14 protein-coding genes are annotated in these 20779 nt (G+C 41.6%); 6 read left to right on the plus strand and 8 right to left on the minus strand.

Translation table 11 applies throughout. The features are described 5' to 3' along the window. The first annotated feature begins 382 nt into the window (after window positions 1–382). Both QUB24_RS02560 and QUB24_RS02565 read left to right on the plus strand, forming a co-directional pair. Window positions 383–1840, plus strand: a complete 1458-nt coding sequence (locus QUB24_RS02560) for an SET domain-containing protein-lysine N-methyltransferase (RefSeq protein ID WP_333150330.1) — start codon at window positions 383–385, stop codon at window positions 1838–1840. Next, the gene (locus tag QUB24_RS02565) at window positions 1837–2349 is read left to right on the plus strand and encodes an SET domain-containing protein-lysine N-methyltransferase (protein ID WP_333150332.1); all 513 of its coding nucleotides are present in this window, start codon (window positions 1837–1839) and stop codon (window positions 2347–2349) included. The genes QUB24_RS02560 and QUB24_RS02565 overlap by 4 nt, the downstream gene beginning before the upstream one ends. Before the next feature lie 52 nt (window positions 2350–2401). Here QUB24_RS02565 and QUB24_RS02570 read toward each other — a convergent pair. Next, window positions 2402–3245, minus strand: a protein-coding gene (locus QUB24_RS02570; protein ID WP_333150334.1) for an IS5 family transposase whose coding sequence is annotated in 2 segments (ribosomal slippage) — window positions 2402–2998 and window positions 3000–3245 — 843 coding nt in all. Because the reading frame shifts where the segments join, the coding sequence is not laid out codon by codon here. 175 nt (window positions 3246–3420) lie between these two features. Here QUB24_RS02570 and QUB24_RS02575 point away from each other — a divergent pair. Genes QUB24_RS02575 through QUB24_RS02585 form a run of 3 tightly spaced genes read left to right on the plus strand, consistent with a single transcriptional unit; the run spans window position 3421 to window position 6373 of the window. Beyond that, window positions 3421–4617 carry a GNAT family N-acetyltransferase gene (locus QUB24_RS02575; RefSeq protein ID WP_333150337.1) on the plus strand — a complete coding sequence of 399 codons (1197 nt, stop codon included), beginning with the start codon at window positions 3421–3423 and terminating at the stop codon, window positions 4615–4617. Window positions 4618–4675: 58 nt separating this feature from the next. Further along, complete coding sequence (locus QUB24_RS02580) at window positions 4676–5779, plus strand: ATP-binding protein (protein WP_333150339.1); 1104 nt, start codon at window positions 4676–4678, stop codon at window positions 5777–5779. Window positions 5780–5836: 57 nt separating this feature from the next. Next, window positions 5837–6373 carry a transposase gene (locus QUB24_RS02585; RefSeq protein WP_333150341.1) on the plus strand — a complete coding sequence of 179 codons (537 nt, stop codon included), beginning with the start codon at window positions 5837–5839 and terminating at the stop codon, window positions 6371–6373. Between the two features lie 806 nt (window positions 6374–7179). On the opposite strand, the gene QUB24_RS02590 is transcribed toward QUB24_RS02585, so the two are convergent. From QUB24_RS02590 to QUB24_RS02615, 6 genes are all read right to left on the minus strand, one after another. Then, window positions 7180–7725, minus strand: a complete 546-nt coding sequence (locus QUB24_RS02590; protein WP_333150343.1) for a hypothetical protein — start codon at window positions 7723–7725, stop codon at window positions 7180–7182. 47 nt (window positions 7726–7772) lie between these two features. Next, the gene (locus QUB24_RS02595) at window positions 7773–8261 is read right to left on the minus strand and encodes a hypothetical protein (protein WP_333150345.1); all 489 of its coding nucleotides are present in this window, start codon (window positions 8259–8261) and stop codon (window positions 7773–7775) included. Between the two features lie 374 nt (window positions 8262–8635). Next, entirely contained in the window at window positions 8636–12223 is a 3588-nt protein-coding gene (locus tag QUB24_RS02600; protein ID WP_333150347.1) for a WD40 domain-containing protein, read from the minus strand. A 291-nt stretch (window positions 12224–12514) separates the two neighbouring features. Next, complete coding sequence (locus tag QUB24_RS02605) at window positions 12515–13864, minus strand: AAA-like domain-containing protein (RefSeq protein WP_333150348.1); 1350 nt, start codon at window positions 13862–13864, stop codon at window positions 12515–12517. A 161-nt stretch (window positions 13865–14025) separates the two neighbouring features. Next, window positions 14026–15027, minus strand: a complete 1002-nt coding sequence (locus QUB24_RS02610; RefSeq protein WP_333150350.1) for a pentapeptide repeat-containing protein — start codon at window positions 15025–15027, stop codon at window positions 14026–14028. Between the two features lie 306 nt (window positions 15028–15333). Further along, on the minus strand, window positions 15334–15882 hold the full coding sequence (locus QUB24_RS02615; RefSeq protein WP_333150353.1) for an EF-hand domain-containing protein: 549 nt from the start codon (window positions 15880–15882) through the stop codon (window positions 15334–15336). Between the two features lie 424 nt (window positions 15883–16306). On the opposite strand from QUB24_RS02615, the gene QUB24_RS02620 reads away from it, so the two are divergent. Then, the gene (locus QUB24_RS02620; RefSeq protein WP_333150355.1) at window positions 16307–18928 is read left to right on the plus strand and encodes an adenylate/guanylate cyclase domain-containing protein; all 2622 of its coding nucleotides are present in this window, start codon (window positions 16307–16309) and stop codon (window positions 18926–18928) included. Between the two features lie 825 nt (window positions 18929–19753). On the opposite strand, the gene QUB24_RS02625 is transcribed toward QUB24_RS02620, so the two are convergent. Continuing rightward, complete coding sequence (locus QUB24_RS02625) at window positions 19754–20701, minus strand: glycosyltransferase family 8 protein (protein ID WP_333150357.1); 948 nt, start codon at window positions 20699–20701, stop codon at window positions 19754–19756. Window positions 20702–20779 lie beyond the last annotated feature (78 nt).

Genomic DNA, 20779 nt, shown 5'->3' on the forward strand with positions numbered 1-20779 from the left:
TTAATCTGTTATGTACTAATCGCAGAAAAATCATCAATGTTAAGTCAACTATTGCAAAAAAAACACACTAAAAATTTTCAGGTATACGATTTAGATGGAAGTGGATTTGTATAATTAGCCGATTTAGAACGTTGTGCCAGCAATATTGCTAAGCTGCGTAATTGGGAACCCGATTCATCAGAATTTCTAAAAGACCTGTTGGAGAATAGAAACAAAAACGGCTGAGACCCTTGCCTATACTAGGTTTAAAGCATTTAATAGAAATACCCGTAAGCCTTACCATAACTGGGGTTCAAAATTTTTTGAGCTGATAACCCAACAAGTCTAAAGTAAAAAAAATATAAACTGAATCAATTCTCTATCAATGCTCTAAGGAATCGATATGAAAGTGTGCGTTCTACAACCTGATTATTCTCAATCGACACTAGACTACAGAAACTACGCTCCGCCTCGTAACCTCTCTCATCTATTACCGTCAGACCAAATAGACCATGTATTTCTTAAAAACGCCACAACTTATCGTCAGCTAAAAGAGTTAAAAAAACAACGTTACGATGTCTTTGTTAACCTGTGTGAAGGCTATCGAGACTGGGATGTGAGTTCTATTCATGATGTGACTACAGCCTTGGAAGAACTTAACCTACCGTATACAGGTCCTACATCAACCCTGTACGACCTTCCCAAGAAGTTAATGAAATATGTTGCCTATTGCCAAGGCGTCCGCACACCAGCATTTGTGATTGCCGAAACTTTAGCTGATGTGGAGAAGGCTTGTGATGATTTAAGATTTCCCCTGTTTGTCCGACCGACTGCAACAGGGGACAATCTGTTAACTGACAAGCAATCTTATGTGACGACAAAACAAGAGCTTTTGAGTAAAGCGGCTGACATCATCACTAACTTTGATTCAGCTCTGATTGAGGAGTACGTGGCTGGGCGAGAGTTCACTGTGCTTGTGGTAGCTAACCCGGATGATGCGCGATCGCCTATAGTCTATAGACCGATTGAGTTTGTGTTTTCTGAGGAAGAGCGCTTTAAAACTTATGACCTCAAGGTACGGCAACATCACTCAGGACGCTACATGCTCTGTTCGGACAAGCAGCTTAATTTACATTTGAGAGATGTTGCTAAACATTTTTTCTTAGGATTTGAGAGGGTTGGTTATGCTCGTCTTGACTGCCGAGTGAACGAAAAAGGAGAGATATTCTTTTTAGAAATTAACTTTCCCTGCTCGGTTTTTTCCCCTGAAGGTTCAGAAGATGCCGTTGACTATATTCTCAAGTTTGATGATGGAGGTCACGCTGGATTTTTCAAACACATTATTACTGAAGGAATTGCCCGATATCAAGGCAAACAGAAGAAGTATAAAATGTTGGGAAGCCCAATTTATGGCTATGGGATCTACGCGGCAAAGAATTTGAAAAAAAGCGAAATTGTATTACAAAAAGAGGAAAAAGCAATAAAGATTGTGACACATTCTTACGTCCAATCTCACTGGAGTGCAACGGAGCAAGAAGTTTTTCAGCGTTACGCTTATCCTCTAAGTGAAGAGATTTTTATGTTGTGGGACAGCAACCCAACTGAATGGGCACCGATCAACCACTCTTGTGACCCCAACACTGCTTTTCAAGGACTCAATATTTATGCGATCCGGGATATTGCCGTCGGTGAGGAACTGACTTTTGATTACTCCACAATGTACAGTGAAAATATGTTGGAATTTCAGTGCCAATGTCAGTCGCCTAAGTGCCGAAAAATTATTCGCGGAATCCCTTTGAATTCTATAACTGTGCGCGAACAGAACTTAAAAAAGTCAAACTTACTTGATAAGATTTCATGACACATATAGTGTTTTCACACCAGAAAAAGCTAACTGAGATTCAACATAAAGTCACCAAAGTTTCATCTTTTGCAGAGGTATGGGAGTGTCCCACAACAGGTAATAAATCGCTTCAAGCAACTGTTTCTTTTGCTCCAGGTGATATTATTTCCATTTTCAGAGCGAAAGAAAGATTGACTGAGCCGAATTATTTGACAGTGCAATTGAATGAGCAGGAACATATTATGCTCGCTCCAGAATTTTTGCAATACATAAATCATAGTTGCAACCCAAATGTGTTTTTTGACACCACACATAGGGTTCTTCGGTGTCTGAGTCAGATAGAGGTGGGTGAAGAAATGACCTTCTTCTACCCTTCTACTGAATGGTGTATGGCTCAAACGTTTGATTGTGACTGCAAAACTCAGAAATGCTTGGGACGTATTCAGGGAGCATTACATTTACACCCAGCTATTTTGCAAGCATATCAGCTAAGTGATTATATAAAACAAAAGCTGGAGAGACTTTGAGGAGAAAGGTTAGACCTCTTGCAAAAAAAATCTATGCTATAATAGAAAGTTTTCAATTTAATCCCCCTAGAGCTAACTCATAATTATAAATTGCTGATAACAAATTACAACGCAGACCATAACGGCGGCGACGATTCCGATAACGACTCGACAAGATTTTAAAAATTTTCAGACTCCGGTTAACGTGTTCAATAACAATTCTTTCTTGTGCTAGAGCTCGATTGTAGTCTTTTTCTAAGAGAGAAAGTTTCCCATTTTTAGGTTTCTTTCTAGGAATATAACTATTGGAATGATAATCTTTTATGCCTTGATACCCACTATCTTGTAAGCTATCTGTTTCGGGATGAAAATGGATTTTACTTTTTTTAAATAAGCTAAAATCGTGGCAATGTCCTTGCCCAAAAGCAGTGCAAATAATTGCTCCTGTCTCTTGATTAATGACCAATTGAGTTTTGAGGGTATGACATTTCTTCTTGCCTGAATAATATTTTTTCTGTTTTTTTTTGGGTCGTTCAATAGCTGTTTCTGTGACATCGATCGCCACGACTGCTGGATAATCAGAGTTTTTGAGTAATGCTTTTTTCCCAGGAAGACGGAATTTTCCCGTTTTCATTAAAGTTGATTCGATGTCAATTACAATTCGGCTGCTGGGTTGATTCAGATACTCCCCAATTTGTCGCAATATGAAAATATGTTCGATATTCTCGCCAATATTCCAATGCAACTAAGACCTGTTCTTCAAGAGTTAGGATGGTCCCACGCCCTCTTCTGTCTTTATGATTTTCTGACCTGAATTCTTCCAAGGCTTTAACCATTACTTTTAAAGTTTCAATTTTGACACCAAATCTACGTTTAAATTGATGAGATGTCAAATTTAGATAAGATTGATTTTTCATGATTTACTGATTGTGCAACAACCAATATAAGTTTCTAGTATCTTATCCTGTTTCTAGCAAGGCAAGAGTAAAAATAAGTTAAGAGTTGGGATTCAATCCAGTAAAGCAAAACTTTCCATTATAGCATAAAATTATTTTGCAAGAGGTCTGTTCTTTTTATATAGGAGAGTGTTCAATGGAGGTAAGAGTTCTATCGTCTTTGGACTCATTAAGCACTACTGATTGGCAGGAACTGACTGCCAATGCTTCACTTTACTACACACGCGACTGGTTGCAAGCAGTGGCACCCGACATAGGGGAACAAGTTCTACTGTTTACCGCATACAGGTCAGGAATCCCAGTAGGGGTAATTCCTGCGTTCAAGGTGTCCAAGCCAACTGAATTCGTCTACCATAACGTTCGTGAGGCAGTGTTGGAACCTACTCAGCTTGCAGAGGTGACTAGTTTTTTGTTTCCACAGCAGCCACACACTGCTTTTTGGATGGCTAAAACAGCTATCTTAGGTCTACGTCCCCTTCTTGATTCCTTTCTGTTCCCTAATTTAGTATTCACCTCACCATTCGCCTACGTTAGCGAAACTCTAATACGGCCTGATGAACCAGAGCCAGAAGATGTGCTAAACACAATTCTTAATAGCATCGAACAATATAGTCATACCCAAGGTCTGGGTTGTACTGCATTCCTCTGGATTGAGGCTACTCAGCACCGACTTCTATCAGCTTTGAAACGTAAGGACTACCACCTCATTAGAATTGATGCGACAGCTCGTTTACAAATCAAATGGTCATCCTTCGACGATTACCTTGCTGCGTGCTTTCGTTCCAAGCACCGTTGGCACATTAAGCGTGAAATCAAGTGCTTCCAAGACGCAGGTGGGCATATCCGCTACCATGACTGTTGGTCTGATATTGAAGAACAAGCCATCAGTCTAGCTATTGCCTTACAACAGCGACATAACCTCCAACCAACGTATACCGAACTAGCCAACCGCTACCAACGTATTTTAACATCCCTTGGGGATCGGGCTATCCATCTAACCGCGTGGTTAGACGGAAACCTAGTGGGTTTCGCCACCGTCTTTGTTTATGGTGATGTGTTATATCTAAAGCATGTCGGCTTTGATGATACACCGACTAACCGTCTAAGCTACGTCTACTTCAATTTGGTATACTACAAGCTCATTGAGTTAGCTTTAGAGTTAGGTGTCCGAGAGATCGACTACGGTTCAGGTACTCACGAAGCTAAGCGCTCTCGCGGCTGTGAAATAGTGCCACTTTATATTGCCTATCGCTTTCAATCTCCTTGGATGGAGCGACTAGCCAACCTGTACCTTCCCGCTCTTCATCAGCAAAAGACGAATCATTTTGATTAATAAGAGCTAGTCTGAAGTTGAAAATATTGTATTAATTACGTGATATAAAGCGAAAACAATGATGTTCCAGAAATTTCCTGTACCTAGTAGCAAATTATTTGTATGGATATTTATTCCCTACCGGATGACAGAGAAAGGATTAATAAGCGAACACTACGACAGTCCTACTATTCGTCAGGAACTAGCAGATGTCTTTAAAGAGATGAATATAGCGTGGAAGTGGCAACCGATCACGTTGTCAAATATGTACTCAATTGTAGAAGAGATAGTTGATTATAGTAATGAGTTTGTTCCAGTGGTATTGAACTACTGTGATGGGTGTGATGAACTAGATGGCTACCCTGGTGTTTCAGTTATCAAACTGCTAGAAGCCAAAGGTATTATTTTTACGGGAGCAGATTATAACTTTTATACTCTCACTTCATCCAAAATTTTAATGAAATATGCTTTCCTTAGATCAGGTGTATTGACTGCGCCATATGAAGTTATTTCGGATCTCAATGATATTCAGGGAATTTGCCAACGTCTTAACCCTCCCTTGTTTGTTAAGCCATCTGATTACTATGGTGGAATAGGAATGTCTGAGCGGTCAATTGTTCACAGTGATGAGGAAATATATCAACAAATACAATACTTACTACAAGAACAACAAGCAGCTCAATTTACGCTAGGCAATATTTTTATCGAACGCTTTATCAATGGACGTGAATTTACTGTACTGGTCATAGGGTCTGCTCAACAGCCCGATCACCTCAAAACTTATCCATCTCTGGAATTTATCTTTCAATCCAAATTAAATGAATTCAAGAAATTTAAGTCTCGTAAATTTCGCAGTGAAGTGGAAGACCATATGTCTGGTCACCTAGTTATTTCTTCCTTATCTGACCAAGTTTCGGAACTAGGTAAGCGTGCTTACTGTGCGGTAGGTGGTAATGGATATGGAAGAGTGGATATACGAATGGATAAAACATCTCAAGAACTTTTTGTACTTGAGGTGAATGCAAATTGTAGTATCTCTTCTCAGCCTTTCTCTCCGTTATTTGAAAAGTCTCAAAGTTCCATCGGCACTATTTTGCACCTTGCTGGTATACCCTTTGCACAACTCATGTCAGAAATTATTGCAGAGGCATTTGTTAGACATTCTACTAAAAAAAGTCCCTAGAAACAAGGCTATAATTAATTTAAAAAATTATTAAAGATCGAAAAATCGTTATCATCATTGACTTGCACAGGAGATCCAAAGAAGGGAAAAGCCACAGATTATGTAGCTAGACAATATTTAGGGCGACTTGGAAAAGTTGACAATGGCATAGTGGCTGTAGTGAGCTATGGTCTAATAGATGGGTTAACTTTCCCATTAATGTTTGAAATTTATACACCTAAAGAACGACTGAAACTCAATGATAGTTACCGAAGCAAACCCCAGATAGCCAGCCAAATGATTAGAGAAATTAAAGCAATGGGATTTGAAATAGACTGTGTTATGGCTGATAGCTTGTATGGAGAAAGTACGAGTACATTCATTCGCTGTTTACAAGGATTAAACCTTCAATTCGCAGTAGCCATTCGGAGTAACCACAGTGTGCGGTTGCCTTCAGAGCAAAGGGTTAGAGCTAATAAATGGCGTAAATTTGAGCGGATATTTTCCGATGGGAGCCTCCAAGAGCGCTATATTCGAGAAATTATTTATGGAAAGAAGAGAGCATTGCGTTACTGGGAGATCACAACGGATATAGAGATGCTTTCCGAAAATTAAACCTGGTATGTGATGACACAAATGCCGGGAGTCTTAGCTAAAGAAGTTGGGAATTTGTATGGACATAGGACTTGGATTGAATATGGTTTTCGACAAAGTAAGAGTGAATTAGGATGGGCAGATTTCCGAGTCACCCAATATTCACAGATTGAAAAATGGTGGGAAATCGTTTGTAGTGCTTACCTGATGATCGGTCTCTATACTAGGTCTAATACAGCCGTCAACTCCCGGACTTCATCACCCAGCACTTCATCCGAAAAAAACTGCCCAATTCTCCACCGCTTTGAGCAACATCAAGACTGGGATGAAAAAAAAAGCTGGAAGAGCAATCTCAATAACTTGAGATTAATACTACAATCTTTAATTAGCCTTAACTTGATACAACAGTGGCTAAAAGTTTTTCCGATTCCACAATTATCTACAGGCTTGGCTCGATTAAGAGCGTTAATGAATTTTTACCCAAATCCCTTCTCTTACTTAAGGTTAAATTATGTTTTATTTTGGTATCGAGCATGAAGTTGGTTTTCTAAACCAGGAAGGAAAACTTGCTGATTTTTCCTGCACGAAATTTGCTGATTTTAATCAAATTATCGAAAGACTGCCTGTGTACTCCCAAGACTATAGCAATCCTAAGTGATTTTCTAGATCTGTAAAATCTGAAAGTCTTGCTATACAAGAAGTCTAGGAAGACAAGAGGGCGTTGTGGTGTGAGACTCTGATCGGATTGCTATATACTGACTTGACAACCCTTCCCCTTGAACTCAAACACAAAAGGTGGTATATCGCTGGGGGGGTGACAAAGAGGCCTAGGAGATAGACCGAATCAGGGTTGCAGCCCGCATACCTTGTTGATAAAAGCGACGTTTATTTCGAGTTAACTTCATTAACTGTTCCACTTCATCAGAATATTGTTCGAGATAATTAACCCACTTTTCTCCATCTAAGCCGACACCAAATGTACTCCGTCTTCGATATCTTTTTTTAGGTTCTTGACGCCGACATACATATTTTACTACCTGCTTTTTCTGAAGTTCAGTACCTTCAAATATTGCCAAACTATAGGCGAGTGTCATCAGCAGAATTATGTTAATCAGTCGGTTGCCTTTTAAGCTAGTTCCTTCCAGATCGTAGCCTCCTGTTTTACAATCTCGAAACATTTCTTCGATACCCATCCGTTGCTTATAAGCATCGATCGCTGCCTGCAATGAACCTAAATTTGTGAGAATAAACCACGCTTCATCAACCTTCCATGCCCCATAGTTTCTTTTCCACTTACAAGCAACATAAAATCCAGTAGCAGGCTGAGTTTTTCTCACTCTTTTACCTTGAAAATATAAAGAGGTTCCCGGCACTATTCCTAATTCATCTAATCGCTGCCAAACTAAATCCTCTGTTTCGATTAAGATGATTCTTCTTCAGTCTTAAGCAAAAAGACACACCCTTTTCCTTGAGCCAGAATCCTTGCGTCGATCGAACAAAATTCACGGTCTCCTAAAACGATAACTTTATATTCTGAAAACAGCGGTAAAACTTGCTGTAGATTTGTCGTTTTTTCCTCGAAGTTGCTGCTGCCCAATTTGGGTAACAATGACCAGTATAATGGAATTGCTCTTCGCTCCCAGATTAAGCTAACCATGAACAAATTAATACAGCCCCATTGGCTGCGATCGATTGCAATTGATAAGCGAGTACCAACACGGCAATAAGTTGTCAACCAATAAGTAATTAATGGGAACCAAATTAATTCGATCGTTAAGTTCGGTAAATCCAAAAATCTTTGTAATTTACGTCGCCGACTTTCGGCTGTAATTAGACAGGGAAATACTCGGGATAGCCGCTCTAATCTCACTTGTTTTTCTGACTGCATCAAGGATAGCAAAACTGTCATCACCAAAAACTGAGATGGCGTCAGGTATTTTTGTCGCAGGACTCTGGTAGAATCTTAGTATCATTATTTTTTGGATAGGCAAGCGTGTAATAATTCTGCTGCCTATCTTTTTTTACCACAAGTTGGCTCAATCCTTACTAACTATGGGTTTGGGGCGGGTCGTCACCCCCCCAGGGCAAATATATGCTTCCAATTTTTTTCTACCACGCTAAGAGTGCAATCGCTGACGGGGTTGTCACCCCGTCAGCTTTACGGTTTTTATGAATAGACCTCTCCAAAAACTCCCAAAGCCTTTCTAATTCATCAAAAATCCTTGAGGGAACGAATATTACTCTTCTAACCTTAAAGTTCGTCCAGCTTCATATTGTTGATGTTTATTGGGGAGATCGATCGCACAAATATCTATCCTCTTCCTTCAGTTCCGCATTTGTCCGCAGATAATCTCGCACCCAATCGCAACCCACTGCAACTACCTTATCTAGCTCTACAGACTGCTCTAAATTCCACAAAATTACCGTCTTGTCCTCAGAAGCCGAAGCCAGAGTTTTGCCGTCAGCAGCAAAAGCTAATCCCTTAACCCCAGCATTATGTCCAATTAGATTAGTCAGCAATGTACCGTCAGACTTCCAGAGTTTGATCGTACCATCATTACTCCCTGTAGCGATTGTCTGACTATCAGGGCTAAACGCTACACTCCAAATCCCAGAATCATGTCCCTGAAGAGTATGCAGTAACTTACCGTCACGACTCCAAAGTTTAGCCGTCCTGTCTTCACTCACTGAAGCAATCAATTCACCATTAGGGCTGAAAGCTACATCAGTGACTAAACTATTATGACCTGAAAGAGTCTTGAATAAGCTGTCCTCACTTTTGACCTCTGATTTAGAATCTAGCTCGCCTTTGTTATTCAAAACCGAAGCCAAACGCCAAAGCTTTACTGTCTTGTCGCCACTGCTGGATGCAAGTGTCGAACCATCGGGACTAAAAGCCAGCCCCCAAACCCCAGCCTTGTGCCCTCTAAAAGTAGCGATTTCGCTGCCATCAACGCGCCAAAGTCTGACTGTGCGATCGCTACTGCTCGATGCAACAATATTATTGTCAGGGCTAAAAGCGACTCTCCTAATACTACCCTGATGCCCTTTGAGACTATGAAGCAATGTAACGTTCGGACTCCTCAGCTTGACCGATTGGTCTGTACCAACAGTAGCAATCGTTTTACCATCTGGACTGATAGCAACTGAGCTATACTGAGCGTTTGACCCTTTTAAGCGCCTATTGCTAATCCCGTCCTTGCGCCAGAGGATAACCTCCTTCGGACTTGATGAAGCCACTAACAGTCCGTCGTTGCTCAAAGCGACTCCCCAAACTCCAGCCGTATGTCCCCGCAGAATTGTAAGCATTGGACTGCGTAATTTCCAGAGTTTTACAGTGCCATCCCAAGATGCAGAGAATAGTGTGTCACCGCTGGGGCTAAATGCAATATCTTTAATGGTACTGTCATGGCCTTTAACGGCATTCAAAGAAGTACCATCGAGACTCCAGAATTTTAGCATCTTGTCGTCAGAGCCAGAGACGATCGTCTGCCCATTCCGGCTGAAAGCTAGTGCGTTAATTGCAGCATCGTGTGCGGTAAAACTCCTTAACAAACTGCCGTCACGCTGCCACAGTTGCAGCTTGCCGTCTCCATTGCCTGTTGCCAAGGTTTTGCCGTCAGGACTAAAAGCAATTGAGAAAACAGGAGATTGAATATCTGAAAGTGTTTTCAGCAATGTGCCATCCCGATGCCAGAGTTTGACAGTGCCATTGTCAGAAGCCGAGGCAATCAGCTCTCCATCGGGGCTAAAAATTACTTGCATAACAATCGCGCCATGCCCTGTCAAGGTCTTTAGCAATCTGCCATCTTGTCGCCAGAGTTTCAGCGTACCGTCCGCACTGGCCGCAACAATCAGTTCTCCGTCAGGACTAAACTTTACGTCGGTAGCTGGAGCTTTAAACCCTTTCAACGTTTTCAGCAGAATGCCGTCACGCCGCCAGAGTTTGACGGTTGTATCTCCGCTTGCTGAAGCAATGAGCTGAGCGTTGGGGCTGATGTTCACTCCTAGAACTGGGCCTTGATGTCCTTTGAGGGTGCCCAGCAACCTGCCATCGCGCTGCCAAATTTGGACGCCATCTCCGATTGTTGCCACAGCAATAATCTTGCCATCCGAACTTACGTTTAATCTGCTATTTACGGAAGCAAAACCCGAAAAGCGGTTAAATTCAACGGCTCCATAAATTGACCGCCGCAAAGCTAATTCCACCATTGTTTCTGTCTGCTGGTCGGTTGATGCCAAATGTTTTAGTTCTCTTCTTGCCTTAAGCGCTTCAATTAAAGCATCTAACCTTCGATCTAAGGCAAAGAGAGCTGCCGAATATCTGGCCCTTCCTTGAATTTTTTCAATTTCTTCACTGCGTTGGCTGACGCTCGCTTTTTGGTACTGGAAGAAAGCGAATATTCCGGCTGCGACCGCGATCGCTAAAGCGAACGAAAGTCCTGCAATCAAATAAGTTTGGCGTTTGGCACTTTTTTTCTTTAGCGCCAGCCTAGCTTCTACTTCTTTAAGACGTTCTGCTTCTAAAAATAATTGCAATTCTTGTCTGTCTACTTCTTGGCTAGCAGCTAAAAACTGATAGTCCAAATCACTTAAACTTTTGCCCTGCGCCCAGGTTTGAGCATCTTTTAAGGCTTGTCCGCGTAAGAGGCGAGATTTATCCTGCTCCCCTGAAGCTATCCAAGCATCAAACGCCTGCGAGTAAGGACGCAATGCAACTAATTTTTTTTCAACCCATTGGAGATTAAATAATTGTTGATAAATGCGATTTTTTACATTTAATATTCCCTCGTGTCTAACTACCAAGCCACTGAGTAACAATTCCATCTGTTCTTGACTATCATCACTTTTTATTTCAATTCCTTGCAAAACTTTTTGATAAATGCCTAGAATTCTACCAGCCCGCTGACCGTTACGTTCAATGCGATCGCGAATAGTTCTCAGGTGTTCCGGTTCATCCTGCGATTCCCAACGCTCAATGATGCGAGTTTTGACCAAGTTCTCAATCCAGAAGGATTCCGTACCCAGTGGAATACTCATTTTGCCACCGTCCCCCATTGTCCCCTGACTCAATTGCACGACTAAATGACACAACTTCTGAGTCAAAAACGGTTGTCCAGCCGTCCAATCTAAAATTGCCTTCACAACCGAGGCAGACTGTTCCACCGTCTTTTCCAAACCTTGAATTAAGGGAGTCACTTCCTCCCACTCAAACCCTTTTAGTTCTACAGCTTGGCCAATATTGAACGGTGTCTTTGTTCTGTCTCGAATTAGATCCGAGGGAGTTGCTACCCCAAAAATGGCAAAGGTAATACGTTGATATTCTGGGTTGATTGCCCGTTGGTTATAGCAGAAGCGAATTAAGGCAAAAAAGTCATCAATCGAAAAGTTAAGCCCCAGCAGAGAGTCGATTTCATCGACAAATATAAACAATCGTTGTTGGGGAAACTGCACCAGTAGCAATTCCTCAATAAACCACCGCAGCCGTTGCAGTAAACCGAGATCGTTGCGTTCTTGCCACCAAGTTTTCAGGTTCAAGGTTTCCAGTAGCCCCAACTGTAGCCATAAGTCACCTACGAATCCCTTGTACCATTGCACTGGAGTAATTTGTTCGCTTCCCACGACACTCAAATCGACGGCGGCGCAGCGAAAGCCATCTTTTTGAAGGCGATGCTTGGTTCGCACCAGCAGTGAGGATTTGCCCATTTGCCGGGAGTTGAGTACATAGCAGAATTCTCCTTGCTTCAAGGCTTCATACAGTTGGGAGTCGGCTTGGCGCTGTACGTAACTAGGTGCATCAATGGTTAAACTGCCACCGAGTTGATAGCTATCTTGGGGCATAAAAACTTGATTATAGCGTTTCTCAGTCAAGTGAGGTACATTTTTAGAGCTAAAACCCTTAAGGGATAAGGATTGGTTGTACCTGCTCAGCTAAGAAAACGCTATAGCAATCCTAAATGATTTTAAAAATAGTACGCGAGCAAGATGCTCGCACTACAAGGATTCTGATTGGGATCGATTTTGCGACTGATTTAGGACTGCTATATTTTCAAATAAATACCTTAAAGGTAGGGTAGCTTCAATGTCAAGGAACTACTTTGCCAAGAGAGTTCATGCTATCGTGCGATAGCTTTCAGAAAACCCAACTTCTCTATTCAACAATTAAGAAAAATAATTGCAAAAGTAGTCTCGATACAGCTCACAGCTAACAGTTGATTGATTGTCGGTAATATGCACCAAACCTAAACTTTTTAATTTAAACGCCACCTCTCTCTCTAACTCAACTGGAGCCGTTAAAACCGGAGCAAAAGCGTCAGCTAATTTAGGATATTGCTGGAAATTACCCAACTGATACTGAAGATGTTTTTGATAAATTCCCCTATCACTTGTAGCATCTTGAAGTAACATTTTCATAGGAATATTCAAGCGGCTACTTTGATTCAACGCTAGACGAATTAAATACGGAAAGCCACCAGTCAGCTTCATTAACCGATCGAGCTCAAGTTTCGTGAGTTGAAATCCGTGACGTTTGGCTAAATCCTGCACCTGTTCTGGGCTAAATGTCGGCAGTTCGATCGCCAATCCTACATTAAACGGAGAGCGATTAGTGGGTAAGTGAATGTAAACTTCAACGGAATGAGCCATCACGACTCGTAACTTCTGCCAAACCGAAGTATCCTTTGTTTCCTCATACCAGGAACGCAACAAAACGAAAAAATCACCAGCGAGTTCTGGATACTGAAATAATTGGTCGATGCCATCTAGTGCTAAAATAATAGGGTGAGAGATTTCCTTGAGGATATAACCTTGAAAATAAATCGTGCTGTTCATCAAGGCTCCCATATCCTCATCCCAGTAGTCATTTAATCTAGATACCAAACCCAACTGCTGAGTGACATTGGTACACAACCAGCGTAAGAAGCGATCGCTCGAAGCAAACACCTGTGTGCCAGCGCAATGTAAGCTAAGTCTTACTGTGTGGTAATTCTGACTGCTCCCATAATCCAAAATGCGTGCGATTAGGGAAGTCTTCCCCATTTTTCGGGGTGCTTTAATACGAATGAATGCACGGGGTTGGAGAATTTCTTGATAACAGGTTTGTTCAATGGTCGATCGCTCAATGTACAGGCCCGAAGCGAGGGGAACCTGTCCTTCAGGAGATTCTAAAACGTAGTGTTCCGCAGTCAAGCCCACCCCAGACATTGCTGTTGTTGTATCAGTCTCCTGACGATTATTCTGATTTACCAAATGCTGTTCTAGCAGCGCCGGGAGATTCGTTTTATTAACTTTTTCACCGATCGCTTGTGAAAGCAACTGCCATAGTTTAGGGGCAACTGAAAACTTAATATAGCTTTCCGAATAATTATTTTCTTCAGCAATTTGAGCGTAAGTTTTTTTGTATTCAAGTAGAGATTCTCGCAAGATTACCTTTTGAATAAAGTTAAGAGAAAACCCTGTTTCTGTAGCAACTAACTCGATCGCAAATTCAACAAGTTCTTCAAGATTTTTCATTCAAAAAACAATTTGCTAGTACATCACGGCGGAAATAACACCAGCTCAAAAAGCTTACTGTACAAGCTTTCTTCCTTTTTGCCTCCTGCTTTCTGCCTCCTGCCTCTTACCTCCTGCCTCCTGCCTCCTATCTTCTGCCTCCTGCCTCCTGCCTTCTTGCACTAGGTTGGGATATTCAAGGCTCCATTGGCTCTGAGCCACTGCTTCTGTTGGCAAGTTAACCCTTGAGCCTCTGTAAAACAGGCTCCTTTGACGCGACAACCAGAGAAATCAGCACCCATTAGCTGAGTATCTTTAAAATTGGCGTGTCTGAGATCGACCTTAACCAGATTGGTATCTCGTAAGACTGCCCCCTCTAGATCGGCTTGAAATAGAGAGGCTCGTTTTAGATTAGCACGGCTTAAGTCAGCGCCCACTAACTTGGCTAACTCTAGAGCAGCTCGGCACAAAATTGCTTCTGTCAAATCAGCATATCTCAAATCAGCCCTCACCAAATCAGCCTCTGTCAAATCAGCTCTCTTTAAAATTGCCTCATTAAGCTGGCTCTCCTCCAGATCAACTCGCTGTAACGAGGCTTGGCTTAAGATAGCACCTTCCCAATTTGTCTGACGCAGATTTGCTTCATCAAGATTGGCTGCCGTAAAATCCGCCCCTTTCAAGTTTGCTTTCAATAAATTGGCTTGACTCAGAATTGCTTGAACCAAACAAGCGCCTTGTAAAGACGCTTCACTTAAATTAGCACCCTTTAAACAGGCAGAAGTTAGATTTGCATGATTTAGGAGAGCATGACTTAGGTTGGCGTTAACTAATGTGGCTTCCTTTAAATCCGCCCAAAAAAGGCTGCTGTGGAGCAGACTGGCTTGACTTAAGTTTGCCTGTTTTAAGCTGGCTCGATTCAAATCAGTCCAAATCAGATTTGTATCGCTTAAGTTGGTGGAACTCAAATCGGCACTATTAAGATTGGCATAACTAAAATCAATTCCCTGTAGGTTAGAGCCCTTCAGGTCAACTCGATTAAGGTTAAGATTTTGAAAATTTCGTTCATGCTCGGCATAGCGCTTAAGAATCTCACTTGAATTAATTACGTTCATGAGCATTAACGAGGCATTGCTCGGCTTAAAAATTATTTTTAAAGAAGCTGGCTTCTGAGGCTTTATATTCATACCTTTTTCATCTATACTAATACTTTGTTGTCGCTTGTTCCCAAGACTAAGGCTAGATTTAAGATTTTCATAACTTTTCGCTCAACTGGGCTGAATTTAGCGATCGCTCTGTCTCGATTCACCAGCTTGATCTCGTCCACAAACAAATTGAGATGCTCCCAATATGTATTAGGGTAACTATCGAATCTTCCTTGTTTATTTTTTAGATACACATTGCTGGGATTGCAGATAAAATTTGCCTGAGAATCCGATGACTTCAGATTCTCAGGCAACATCTATCTGCGCTCTGAATCTTTAAGTGTCAGCTTACTCGTAAGCACCAAAGAACAAGTTACCGGGCGCTTGTGGATTGTCACTCAAGTAGAAATCAGCAACTAGATTCAGGTAGTCATTTTTCCTGATTTTGCCATCCCCATCGAAATCCAGCTTGGTAAAAATTTCTGCGGCTAAACTATCATCACCAATTCCGTGAATTTTGTACATAACTTTATATTCTTCAAGACTTACTGAACCGTCCTTGTCTACATCCTGAATGTCGAAAAACATACTTGCTATTTTCAGCCACAGAAAATCGCTTTTGGGATCGTTTACTAACTTGTCTTGATAGGAAAGCCACTCATCTAAACTCACCTTATTGTCGCCATTTGTGTCTGCCTCTTTGGCAAGAGCCTCCCAGCGCTTACCATAGGTTGAGGAAATATATGAGTAGGTTTCTGAATCCTGTGTGATGTTGTAAGCTTCTGCAACACCACTGACAATTTTATCAAAATCGGACTTTTCCAATGTCCCATTTTTATCAGCGTCAAATGTATGAAAATAATAGGTCAATTTCTTTTTTTGAAGTTCAGTTAGCATGGGTTGACCTGTATTGTGAAAACTAAACCCATCCTAAGCTATTTTTTAATTTTTTAATCGTGATTATAATAAGTTCCTACCTTTCCTACCTTTCCTACCTTTCCTACTTTTCCTACTTTAACACCAAGAATAATTTACCTATAAAATCTTTGAAAGATGGCTTGACTTAAACAAATTAACCTGATATAGATAAGTAAGAAATATAAGTTCCACAATAAAAAGCTTAAACAAGCCAGCTTAAACAAGCCTCGAAAAAATATCAAACTGGGAGCATCTCCTATTTGTAAAAATATTTCTTATGGCTCCTGCATCCTGCATCCTGCCTCAAAAATCCAATTTGTAGCTGGGATGTAAAAGTGAGAGGCTCCCATCAAAATTCTTGGTTTATTGGTATCTACAGCACTATTTCTAGTTAGTAAAAAAGATGTTAAATTCCCTAAATCGATTGCGTGAATTCCGTAATAGCTCCCTAGGTAATCTCAAACTGGGTAATCTCAAACTACTCGGCGACTGGACAATTCAATCCAAGATGCAAGCGTTGCTCCTAGGAGTTAGCCTCGGTTCTGTAGTGGTAGTTAGTGGGATTGGTTGGTATCAAACACAAGCGACCCTCAGAAGCAAAATCGCCGAGCAACTTGCAGGTATCAGCAGCACCAAAGCCGAGCAGTTTGAATCGTACTTTGAAAATTTGAACAACCAAGTAGGAATGCTGGCAGCAGACAGCAACGTTGTTAAAGCGATGGTGGATTTGAATGGGAGTTTCCGCAACCTGGAGCGCAACTTTGTTCCCGCCGAATGGGATACAGCGTTGGATACTTACTACACCGAGCAATTTTTCCCTAGGCTGAAAAGTAATCTATCCCCACAAGAACTGAACCCCAGTGTCTATCGTCCCACCGGACAAGCAGCTCGCTATCTCCAGTATCACTACATTGCTTCTAATCCCAATCCAGTCGGCAAAAAAGACAAGCTACTAGATGCTGGTGATGGCAGCAATTACAGCAAAGCTCATGCCAAATATCAAAAAATATTTGCAGGAATTATCCAAAAATTCGGTTATTACGATTTATTTTTGATTAATCATAAAACTGGGGATATCATCTATTCCTATTTTAAAGAAACAGATTTTGCCACTAATCGACTACAGGGTTTTTACGCTCAGAGTTCACTAACTGATTTGCTGCAGAAAGTCCAGTCAAATCCTACACAAGGTAGCATTCAGGTTGCTGATTTCAAACCTTACCGCCCCTCTTATAACGCTCCAGCCGCTTTCGTAGCTACGCCCATTTATAGCGGTTCTAACATGATTGGCATTTTGGCGGTGCAAATTCCCATTGAAAAAATCGACCAGGCTATTAGCAGGAGTAATAATTGGGAAGGCAGCGGTTTGCAGAAAACGGGGGAAGCTTATTTAGTCGGACCGGATTCCTTAATGCGTTCGACATCCCGTTTTTGGGTTGAAGACCCCAAAAAATATCAAAACACTGTTCGTTACACGGGGACTGACCAGACAACTCTGCAACTGATGGAGAACTTCAACACTACCATTGGCTTACAGAAAATCAACAGTCCAGCCGCTCAAGCTGCCTTAGCAGGAAAACAAGGCATGATGGTAGACCGCAACTATCGGGGGGCAGAGGTATTGAGTTCCTACGCTCCTTTGAAGTTGAACGGCTTAAATTGGGCGATTCTGGCAGAAATGGAGGTGGGCGAAGCTTATCGTCCGCTTTACACTTTACAGGTAATTTTGTTGATTGCGGCGGTGCTTTTTCTACTGGGAACGGCGTTTTTAGCGGCAATTGCTGCAAAGATTTTCACATCTCCCCTGCGTCGTTTGACTGATAGCGCCCGGAGACTAAGTGCCGGTGAACTGGATGTGGACGTTGATGTGAAATCCCAAGACGAGTTTGGGGAATTGGCAACAGAGTTCAAAGAGGTTGCGAACAAATTACGCCAAACACAGGAGCAACTGGAAACCAAGAAGCAAGAAAATGAGATTCTCTTGCATAATATCCTACCCAGTGCGATCGTCCAACGCCGAAACGAAGGAGAGTTAGTAATTGCCGATAGCCTCAAGCAAGTAACCATTCTCAATGCCCATGTAGCAGGTATTGCTGAGTTGAGCAAGCAAATGTCACCGGTAGAGGTAACAGAACTGCTTACCAGACTGTTTGATGAATTTGACCAAGCGGCCGAACATTTTGGCGTAGAACGGCAAAACACTCTTGGTACAGATTATGTAGCAGTGTGTGGACTCACCCAAGTCAGATTTGACCACAGCAAACGAACGGTTGATTTTGCTCTAGCCATGTTAGACATTATTCAACGCCGAGAAAATGGTCGTCGTAATTTTGCTTTGGGTTTACGCATCAGCATTCATGCGGGTCCAATCACAGCAGGAGTAGTCGGAACCCAGAAATTTGCGTACAGCATCTGGGGCGAAACAGTGTATTTGGCAAGCCACTTACATAGCCAAACTGAGTTGAACTATCTTTTGCTAACTCAGAGTGTGTATGAACGGGTAGCAGATAGCTACACATTCGTGCAGAACCCATCGGTGAATATTGAAAACCTAGGAAATGTAGAAACTTGGACGTTAGTAACGGCCCAAAAGTTGGTTACAAGTCAGGTGGACTTGGTTCAGTCATCCTTCGCCAAAATCAAGCCTATTTCTGAGAAGGCTGCCGAACTTTTCTACAATCGGCTGTTTGAATTAGAACCTTCTTTTCGTCCTCTGTTTAAGGGGGATATGAAAGAACAGGAACGTAAGTTAATGGCTACGCTTGCTATCGCAGTCGAAGGTTTGCGTCACCCCGATAAAATTATCGGTCCCGTCCAGAAGCTGGGTCGCAGCCATGCGGGTTTCGGTGTCAAGGCTGAATATTACGATACCGTCGGCGAAGCTTTGCTGTGGGCGTTAGCGCAAGGACTGGGTGAAGAGTTTACTACGCCAGTGCGAAAGGCATGGGAAGAAGCTTACACATTCCTGAGCGAAATTATGAAAGAGGCAGCAGCAGAACTGGAGTTGGAGAAGATAGGAGTTTGAAGGAGGCAGGGGGCAGGAGGCAGGAGGAACCCACTTTGAAAAACGTGGGATTCAAGCAAGGAGGATGCCACTTCACTCAAGTCAGGAAACCCGCCTACGTGAGTGGCTCATTTGTATCTCGTGGTACTTTCCGCTCGATATCATACAAACTATCCCTATCTTCGTTTATAGCAATCCTAAATCATTATCAAGACTATGATGCAATTATATGCAATACTTGATTGTGATCCTAAAAAAATGAATAACTTACAACTGCAACAAAAAAATAGGGAAAAAGAAATAGCTTCTTTAGCTTATGAGAGAATCTTTAATTAAAAGCGATATCGATATTTAGAGCCATCCATCTGGTGATAAAAAACCAACATTTAAATTCATAAAATACTTACAAAATAAATATAAAAATCGCAAGATTATCTTGGTTTGGGATGGAGTTAGTTATCATAAATATGGAGAATTTAGAGAATTTTTATTAGAACTAAATGGTGACAAATAACCTGATAATTGGTCAATTACTTGTATTTTATTTGCTCCCAATGTTCCCCAACAGAATCCCGTTGAAGATATTTGGTTACAAGCTAAAAACTTTTTAAGAAAGTATTGGTATTTATGTAGGTCTTTTAAGATTGTCAAATTTTTGGAGAGAGTTTTTTACTAACGAACATAAATTTGATTTCCCCAAAATACGTCAATATACTTACACACAGAAAATCATTGATGATTGCTCTAGATATAGAAAATCATTTAGGATTGCTCTAGAGATTGTTGATAATAGCTAATCTCTCTTTTTTTTTACCATAATTCGGTTCAACCTTTACATCACTTAAATTACGGGGCGCGTGTCGCTCCCTCAGAAAAATCCCACCATATCTCGTAGAGATCGTAGAATTGCTCCTCGTTGATCGAACTACTCTTTATATCGATATTCCAGGGCTTGTTAATGATATAGTGAAGATTATGAATATTCTGTAAATTCCATAAATCTGGATGAGCCACTTTCATTGTTTTCATAGCGTTATACACATAAGGGAGTCTGAGCCATTGGCTTTTGAAGTAATCATTCAGAAAATCCTGGTCTGGAAATAGATAACGGGATAAGTTTTCTGATGCGGTCTGTATCTTATTAACCATGTCATTTGCCATAGCAACATTGGGGTGAAAAACAAATAGACCACTGTTGAAGTACCCTGGGTTGGCAAGTGGTGTTATGCCTGATGTGACATGGCTGTGACGACAATTTTCTGGCACCCACCAGGATGGGTAGTTGGGACGACCAAGGGGATTACACACGCAAGCATCCACCGCAGCCAAGAAGGGTAAGTTTGATTTTATTTCCGTTGGTAATGTCGAGTTAGAAAACACTAATTCATCTGAAGGAACTGCTAGTTCGATTTCAAACAGATGATCCATGTTACGCAGCACCAACATATCTGCATCTAAGAAAACCAGTTTTGCGAATTCAACGAGTTCCCAACAGCGAAGTTTCGTCCACACCTCGCTGAACGTTGCATAAGCATACTCAGTATGTGCCTGTGGACTTGGCTGAATCGGAGACACAAGACGTTGGCGAATGTTAGGTTCTTGCGTCAGCGCACTGGCTGCTTCGTCTATCAGGAGGTCGTGGGTCACCATTACAACCAATGGGTATCGCGATTGACATTGACGCAATGAGCGGGCTAACACAAGGATACCAGGGAGGTAAGATCGAGTTGTGCAAAGCGTGACCCAAGCGAATGAAGGATTGCTGGTAGATTGATTGATTTTAGAAACTATCATGGCTATCCTCAGGTTATATCAAGTACGGGAGCATCATTCTTGTATGTTAGGTAGTCGCAAACAACTCTTTTTTCCCAA

It is taken from the genome of Microcoleus sp. B9-D4 (assembly GCF_036705105.1).
Classification (GTDB): Bacteria; Cyanobacteriota; Cyanobacteriia; order Cyanobacteriales; family Microcoleaceae; genus Microcoleus.